This is a genomic window from Campylobacter showae CC57C (genome assembly GCF_000344295.2).
In the GTDB taxonomy this organism is placed as follows: Bacteria; Campylobacterota; Campylobacteria; order Campylobacterales; family Campylobacteraceae; genus Campylobacter_A; species Campylobacter_A showae_B.
Window position 1 is genome coordinate 1 of record NZ_AOTD01000044.1, and the last position, 7,848, is coordinate 7,848.

6 protein-coding genes and 1 pseudogene are annotated in these 7,848 nt (G+C 44.2%); 1 reads left to right on the forward strand and 6 read right to left on the reverse strand.

Annotation, left to right across the window (positions count from 1 at the left end; translation table 11 throughout):
- A partial coding sequence (locus H740_RS11825) for an autotransporter outer membrane beta-barrel domain-containing protein (RefSeq protein ID WP_002950678.1) occupies nucleotides 1–3,076 on the forward strand: 3,076 nt, incomplete at its 5' end.
- 210 nt (nucleotides 3,077–3,286) lie between these two features.
- Here the strand turns inward: H740_RS11825 and H740_RS01815 are convergent.
- The 6 genes and pseudogenes from H740_RS01815 to H740_RS01840 form a co-directional block, all read right to left on the reverse strand.
- Nucleotides 3,287–3,496 (reverse strand): alkylphosphonate utilization protein, encoded by a 210-nt coding sequence (locus H740_RS01815; protein WP_002950680.1) that lies wholly within the window; start codon nucleotides 3,494–3,496, stop codon nucleotides 3,287–3,289.
- A gap of 234 nt (nucleotides 3,497–3,730) precedes the next feature.
- Entirely contained in the window at nucleotides 3,731–4,849 is a 1,119-nt protein-coding gene (locus H740_RS01820; RefSeq protein WP_002950685.1) for a M20/M25/M40 family metallo-hydrolase, read from the reverse strand.
- 10 nt (nucleotides 4,850–4,859) lie between these two features.
- Nucleotides 4,860–5,324, reverse strand: a complete 465-nt coding sequence (locus H740_RS01825; protein ID WP_002950687.1) for a YjiG family protein — start codon at nucleotides 5,322–5,324, stop codon at nucleotides 4,860–4,862.
- On the reverse strand, nucleotides 5,321–5,959 hold the full coding sequence (locus H740_RS01830) for a nucleoside recognition domain-containing protein (RefSeq protein WP_002950689.1): 639 nt from the start codon (nucleotides 5,957–5,959) through the stop codon (nucleotides 5,321–5,323). The genes H740_RS01825 and H740_RS01830 overlap by 4 nt, the downstream gene beginning before the upstream one ends.
- 526 nt (nucleotides 5,960–6,485) lie before the next feature.
- On the reverse strand, nucleotides 6,486–7,610 hold the full coding sequence (gene truD / locus H740_RS01835) for a tRNA pseudouridine(13) synthase TruD (protein WP_002950690.1): 1,125 nt from the start codon (nucleotides 7,608–7,610) through the stop codon (nucleotides 6,486–6,488).
- Nucleotides 7,588–7,848: pseudogene (locus tag H740_RS01840) on the reverse strand (thiamine-phosphate kinase); the annotation flags it as partial. The gene truD and the pseudogene H740_RS01840, both read right to left, overlap by 23 nt.

Genomic DNA, 7,848 nt, shown 5'->3' on the forward strand with positions numbered 1-7,848 from the left:
AGATATCGACACCACCAACGTAACTAACGCTACCGTAAATTTGATCGGCGGTAACGACATCGGAACGATAAAGGGCGATGCTAATGATGTCGTAAACATCGGCAAAGACGGCAACAATCCGCTAGTGCCGGGCAATATCGCCGCTAAAAATATCGAGGGAGTCGGTAAGTTAAATTTCAATCTCCCTAACAACTACAACGGAAACGATCCTGCACTTAAGCTTACCGGAAATACTATTACCGATCTTAGCCAGACGAATGTTAACGTAAATACCGATAACCTTGATGATAACAAAGACTATAAGTTAATCAGCAAGGATAACGGTACTATAAATTTTACCGACAGAAGCACCCAAAAAGATCAGGTCTATACCATTACCGATAAAGATCATTACCAATATGACGGCGAAACCTTCCGTAAACAAAACGCCGATAAAGAGCTCGTATATAGAAAGGGCACCATTACAGACGATTGGATAGATAACGGTTTCGATAGCGGCGAGCTAACTAAGAACCAAGCTAGCAATGCTGCCCAGGCAGGTGCTCATAAGCTATTCGGCAATAAAAATAACACCGTAAACGTATCTCAAAGCGCAGGAGATCTAAACGGTAAGAATATAAGCTCCGGTAGAGCAGATGTCAAAGATAGCGTAACTCCAAATACCGTCTATAACAATAAAACCATAGTTAAGGGCGGAACAAATTTCGGTAACGTAAATGCAGGTTACGGCGATAGCGGAACCCAAGAGGTTCACCACAACGAGCTAAGCTTTGAAGATAGCTCAAAAGGTGCGGTAGTAAACGGAAACATAAGCGCAGGCTACTCCTTAAGCGGAAACGTTCATGATAATACCGTAACTACTAACGATACCACCATTAATGGAAACGCTTACGGCGGTGAAGCAGCTAGTGGTAATGCGGATGCCAACACCATAACTCTAAATGACGGTAAGGTTACCGGCGACGTAAAAGGAGCAAAAGCTAGCGGCAGCGCAACCAATAACAGCGTAAATTTAAAAGGTACTGCTAGAGTTGATGGTAACGTCTACGCTGCAGATGCAAGCAGCGGTAGCGGTAACAGCGTAAATTTCCATAGCGGAAGCGTAGGAGGAACGATATATGGTCTATCTAATACAGGCGGCACGGGCAATAGCCTAAACGTATATAACGCCTCTACTCAAAAAACCGCAGGCGATATAGCAAATCTAAACGTATTAAACTTCGATGGAATTTCAAACGCTAACGGTAGCGCTGCAACTGCAGCTTTAAATTTAACCACTGCCGGCAACACCGATATCAATAATGCTAAGTTCCAACTAAACGGAATAGATTACGATCCAAGCAATGATAGCTACGGCTCTTTAAATATAGAGGATGGTAAGGAGTATTATCTTATCCGCAATACTGGTAATACCTTTACGAATTTTACCGAAAAGGCTAAGCAAACAACTAATGAGTTTACTCTTAAAAACTCTACCACCTACGACATAATGCTAAAAGGTTTGATTAAGAGCAGCGACGATCAATCTATCTTGATTCAAGGAAGTAAGCTTACCTCTAGAAATATCACGGGCGGCGAGTTTGGAAACGATGAGATCAATAGATATAATCCTATCCCAAATCCTGTAATAAACGTAGTTAATGAAGATCCAAACAATCCTACGAATTTCAACGGATTAAATATTAACGGCGGAAATAACTCTACCGTAAATTTAACCGGCGGCAATAATATCGGAGATATCACCGGCGGAGCGGGAAGTACTCTAAACGTAGGTAAAGATACTTCTAATCCCGCGGCTCCTAATTCAATCACCGCTAAGAATATCGGAGGATTTGACGATATCAATATCTTTATGCCTCCTACCATTAAAGACGGCGATTCTATGATTACGCTAACAGATCCTACGGCCAATACCGATCTAAGCAATATGAGAGGTAAGATCACCGCTTACATTAGCGGCAATACAGATGTAGGAGATACCAGCACTATCCATCTAATCGATAAGCAAGGAAGCGGACGATTACTACTTCCTGATCCTTCGCATCTACAAACCAGAGTCCAACAAGGAGCTACCATAGAGTATGAGACCTACGGTATGGTAGACGCAAACGCAAGGGCGTTAGATCTTAGATTTAGCGGTAAAAGAAGGGTAAAAGAGGATACCAAATCCTTCGCAGAAACCAGAGCCGCAAGCTTAGCTAGCTTAAAGAGCGGAAGCGAGTTAATTACCAACTACCTAGATAAGCTAATACCTGACGGACACTTAGAGCTATTTCCTTTTGCTATAAGCGAAGCTTACTCTTTAAGACATGAGACGGGCTCACACGTAAATTCCAAAGGCTATGGAGTAGCGGCAGGACTTGCTAGCTTAACTCCGAATTCCGCAGGAGAGATACTAAGCGGAGTATTCGTAGAATACGGAAGAGCAAACTACGATAGCTACTTAGATAGCGGCCTACATGCAGACGGTATAAGCGAATATATAGGCGGAGGCTTGATGCTAAAGCAGGTATTTAGCAGCGACGCCTATATAGATGCAAGCTTTCATGTAGGTAAGATAAGTAGCGACTACAATAGTAACGACTGGACCTATGCTGTAGCTCCTGGAGTATTAGCTCATAATGAGAAGTTTGATATAAGCTCAACCTATATGGCTACTCATATAGGAGTAGGTCAGATCTTTGATCTAAGCGAAAGAAACAAGCTAGATATTTACGCTAAATGGCTATATGCTTACACAGATGATGCAGATGCTACCATAAGCTCTGGCGAGAGATATCACTTCGATAGCGTTACATCTAATAGGGTAAGAGCGGGTCTTAGAGATACTATAAATCTTAAAGACGAGCATAACCTATATGTAGGCGGAGCTTATGAGTATGAGTTTAGCGGAGATGCTAAAGCATCTACTATGGGACTTGACGCTCCTAAGCCTAGCCTAAAAGGCTCAACCGGAGTATTTGAAGCTGGCTATAAGTATGAGAGCAAGAACCTTATCCTTAGCCTAGGAGGCAAGGGCTATATAGGAAAAACAAGAGGTGGTGCTATCAATGCAGGGTTTGAGCTGATGTTCTAACGAGCTAAAGCTACCATATAAAGCAAAGCACTCAAAGAATAATTTGCCAATGGCAAAAATCACAAATTTTTGGCTACGACTTAGTCTTGCTACTCTCTGAAAAGCAAGATGCAAAAAGCTTTGTCTATTCTACTAGCAAGACAAGGTCGTAGCTAAAAATGCAGCAAATTTAACGATCTCACGTCAAATTTGCGTTTTTCATAGACGAGATTAAGCCTTCTTTAAAAACTCCGTCTTTAGCACGATAATGCCCATTTTATCGATCTTGCCTTCGATCTCTTTGTCGTCGTCCGTGAGCTTAATGTTTTTTACCATGGTTCCGCGCTTTAGCGTCGCGCCCGCGCCTTTTACTTTTAGATCTTTGATCAGAGTTACGTTATCTCCAGCGTTTAGTTCGGTTCCGTTTGCGTCTTTTGGCATATTTTCTCCTTTAAATTTAGCGCCCATTTTACTAAAAAATGAACAAAAAATAAAGTCAAAGCCGCTAAATTTACTTCGCATCGTTAAATAAAGTTGATAATTTGATTATATTTAGACAATATTGCGATAAGTCTGCGTAGAAAAACCGCCTCTAAAATTTAAACAAAGTTTCAAGGCTTTCAAATTTTAAAATTTAGGGTAAAAGAGCCAAATTTGACCCTTTTGCCGTTAAATTTAAACAAGCTTTTTGATGACGTCTAGCACGAGATTGCACTTTGGCACTACGGAGCTAGCGTCCATATACTCGTTTTTGGTGTGCATATTTCCGCCCGTAGGCCCTAGTCCGTCGATCGTCGGGCAGCCAGCCGAGGCCGTGATATTGCCGTCACTTAGACCGCCGGCATCCACCCAGCTCGCCTTCATGCCCGTTTCTTTGGAGACCTCGTCAAAGACCGCTTTGATCCTCGGCAAATTTTGCTCGTCTATCATCGGCGCTTCTTCATTGATTAACGTCTTTTTGTGCGTTACGCCGTTTATAAACGGTTTGCTTAGGATTTCATCCAACTTTTTGTTAAAAAACTCGACCGAGGAGGCAAATTTATACCTCATCTCGCAGGTCACGCTGGCAAACTCGGGCACGACGTTGTGCGCGGTGCCACCGTTTGTGATGATGGAGTTAAAGGTATGTCCCGCCGCAAAATCAGTCAGCTTTGATAGCTCGACTACAAAATTTGCCGCCTCGACGAGTGCCGAGCGACCGAGCTCGGGATGATTGCCCGCGTGCGCACCCACGCCGTGAAAATCTATCACGTAGGTCATCACGCCTTTTCTAGTCGCCACCATCGAGCCGTCCTCGCGAGCTGGCTCCATCACGAGGCAAAATTTGGACTTTCTCGCGTATTCGCGGATCTTTTCTTTGGCGAAATTTGACCCCGTCTCCTCGTGCGAGTTTAGAAACAAAGCGACGTTGATTTTACTAAGATCAAGCTCCTTGATGACGTAGAGCGACAGCAGTGCGCCGCCCTTATCATCGATGACTCCTAGCGCGTTTCCCCTGCCATTATTTTGGGTAAAAGGCGTACTTTGCACCGAGCCTACAGGGAAAACCGTATCCATGTGTGCGACGAAAAGCACGTCAAATTTCGCTGCGTTCGGATTATTTGAGATGAGTAGGCAGTCGGCGACCTTATCGGTGCCAAGCGCTATCTTTTCATGCTTTAGGCCGAGCTTATCAGCTTTATTTATAAACCACTTTGCGACGCTATTTACACCCTCTACGCTAGACGTCGGACTCTCGATATCGGTTAGCTCCTTTAGCTCGGCTAGATATTGTTTTAGCTCCTCTTGTTTCATGGACTATCCTTTATACGATGAGGCTCATCACAAACATCGCCAGATAGGCGTTTAGGATACATATGCCAAACAGTACCAAGTAGTGCTTGCCCGGAATTCCTAGCACGCCTAGCACGCGACCCATATACTGCACCGTAGAGCCTACTAGCGCCATACCAGGGATCAGTACTGCGATATCCGGAGCCGTTAGGGTGCCGCCCTGAACTAGCGCCACTAGCACGCCCGCAGACCCGCCCCAGCTAAGAAACGCCGCCATGATAACCGCTATCGACTCGCCCGGAAGCCCAAGCGGCAACATAACGAAGCCAAGATACTTGCCTATGATATCAAGCGCACCCGAGACCTTTAGGATGTGGATGATAACAAAAGCCATAAGGACGTTTGGGATCGTGTTGTGAACGGCGATATCCCAGCCCTTTCTAGCGCCTTCTACGAAAACGTCGGTTAATAATTTATTATTAGCTTGCTCGCTCATACTTCAGTCTCCCCGTCTTTTACGAATTTTTTAACGTAAAGTCTCATCAAATTTGCCCCAAATACCTTAAACACCAAAATAATTCCCAAGCCAGCCGCGATAGATATAGGCGCTAGGGCTCCGTTTTTGTCCGCAACCAAAAGTAGCGGCGCAAAAGACGCTAGAAAATTCGTGATCATCGCGCCCGCACTAAACTGAAACGCGGCAAATATCAAAAGCTCTTTGTGCGTGATCTTGCCGTCTTGGCGTAAAAATTTAGCCGTAGAGCTACCTGCGTCGGTGCTTTGCGTGCTAGCTATGAGCGAGATCGAGCAGCAGCCCGGGATACCGATGAGAGGCTTTAGTACGGGAGTGAGCCAGCGTGAAGCTGCGTAAAGCGCGTAATATCTCTCAAATATCGCTACGAACCCAAGAGCGAGCATGATCGCTGGAACCAGACTGAGCGCAAATATAAAACCACCCTTTGCACTTGTGCCGCCTGCGGTCTTAAACCACTCCGGGAACTGTCCGGTTAGCTTACCGAAATCAAAAATGCCGCCTGCGACATCCTTTAAGAAACCGCCGAAAAAGACGATAGCTAGGATCAAGGCAACGGTGCCGATCGCTAGCTTTTTGCCGTCGTTTGCCTCTTGCATAAAGCCTCCTTAAAAATAAAGTAAATACATAGGTAATATACAGTCGCGAAGCTTAGGAATGAGTAAAAAGCAGATTAAGATAATGAATAATATTTAGTTCTTTTAGTTAATGTTACTTTTAGATACTTTGATTTTAAAACATTCAAATTTAATAAAAATAACCGTAAATTTGCAACTTTATAATGTAGCCGCGAGGCGAGAAATAAGCTATCTAAAATAGCGATAGAGTTAAAATTTGACGACGATAAAGCACGTGGCCTAACTAGTAAAATTAAAAGTAGAAATTTGCAAATTTAGCCGAATATAACGCCAAATTTGAACATAGAAAGCCAAGGTATGTATCGCGAGATGATTTAAAATGTTTTCCGCGTCGCTATGCTCGTAGCTAAATAGAATAAGTAAATTTCATCCCAAGCTAAGGCATATAGACTATCGCAGGGCTAAATTTACGCTCTGCTTGAAGTTGCGAGCAAAGCGAAGCAAAAAACATTTAAAAGCGCTCGCGAGACAATCCTCTTATTCCAAATCATTCAAAAATATTCTTGTGTAAGATTTCCTCCAGCACCACCGTCGCGTAGCTGCCTTTTTGTAGCGTAAAATTTATCGTAAAATGCGCCTTTTCCTCGTTGTATTTATAGCTCGCATCCTCCAAATAACACCACGCAAAGCGCCTAGATCCCGTCATTTTAGCTTTAAATTCATTTGCCTGCGCGAAAATTTGATCCTCTACTGCCCTAGCCGCACCATGCGCCTCATACGCCTTCGCGCCCGCGATCAGCCCGCAGCTAGTGATATCCCTAGCGTCAAAGCGCGCGCCCTCTGCGTCCAAATCCTCGCACAAAAAACACTTGCCGTGCGGGTAGTGTCCCAAAACTTCGCCCTCAATAAGCTTAAAAAATCTCTTTTGCGATTTTAAATTTTTCAAATTTTCGCCGCCCAGATACGAATAAATTTGAGCTAGCTCAGCGAGGCTAAAATCCTGCGCAAATCTCGAAATTTCAACGCGTTTGCTAAGCCAGCGGTTAAAAAGATCACTCTGATATGCCGAGATCAAAAAGTCGTTTAGCTTTGGATTTTTACTCTTTTTGTCATTTATCGTTCCATTTTTAAGTAACTCAAGCCCAGTTTCAGCATTGTCCCCAAATTTACCAAAACGCTGATAGCCAAAGTAGTTTGGATAGCCCGTCTCGTCGATGTTTCGGACGGCTTGTTCAAGCTTGGCGGCCTCGCTCGGCATCACTTTTTTTAGGCGGATAAAAAAGCTGTTGCCCTTTAGATGCCCGATACGAAGTTTATTGTCATGCGCGGCGAGGCTTAAAATTTTCATCTTATCGTGGCTAAAATTTGCAAGCGCCGCCTCAAATTTACGCGGCATCGAGATAAACTGCGTCGTCATACCCTGCTTGTCTTTTAGCCCCGCATAGCCAAAATCTCGCATCTTTACGCCGCTAACCTCGCTTAGCGCATGCAAGGCCTCCTGCGTCGTCATATCTTTTTTGCAAATTTCGATTATCAGGTGCTCGCCCTGCCCGCTAAATGCGTAAAGTGGGATCTCGCGCACTACAAAATCGTCCGAGTTTTTACTAAAATACGCGTTGATGGGCGCGTGGGTTAGCGCGTAAAGAGGCTTAAAAATGGTGGTTTCTTGCATTGCTTTTAAATTTTCCTTTCGTGATTTTAGCAAAAATCGTGATTTTCGTGCGAGTTTTGTGTGCTAGGCTTAAAATTTTGGCGCGGTTTTTCGGACTAAACGTAAATAAAATCTCGTACTCCTCGCCGCTATTTAGTTCGTGTTTGCTTAGCCGCTTAGTAAATTTAGCCCCGCAGCGACTCTGCACGCAAAGCTTGGCTAGATCTGCGCCAAGCCCGTCTGAGACGTCCATGGCGGC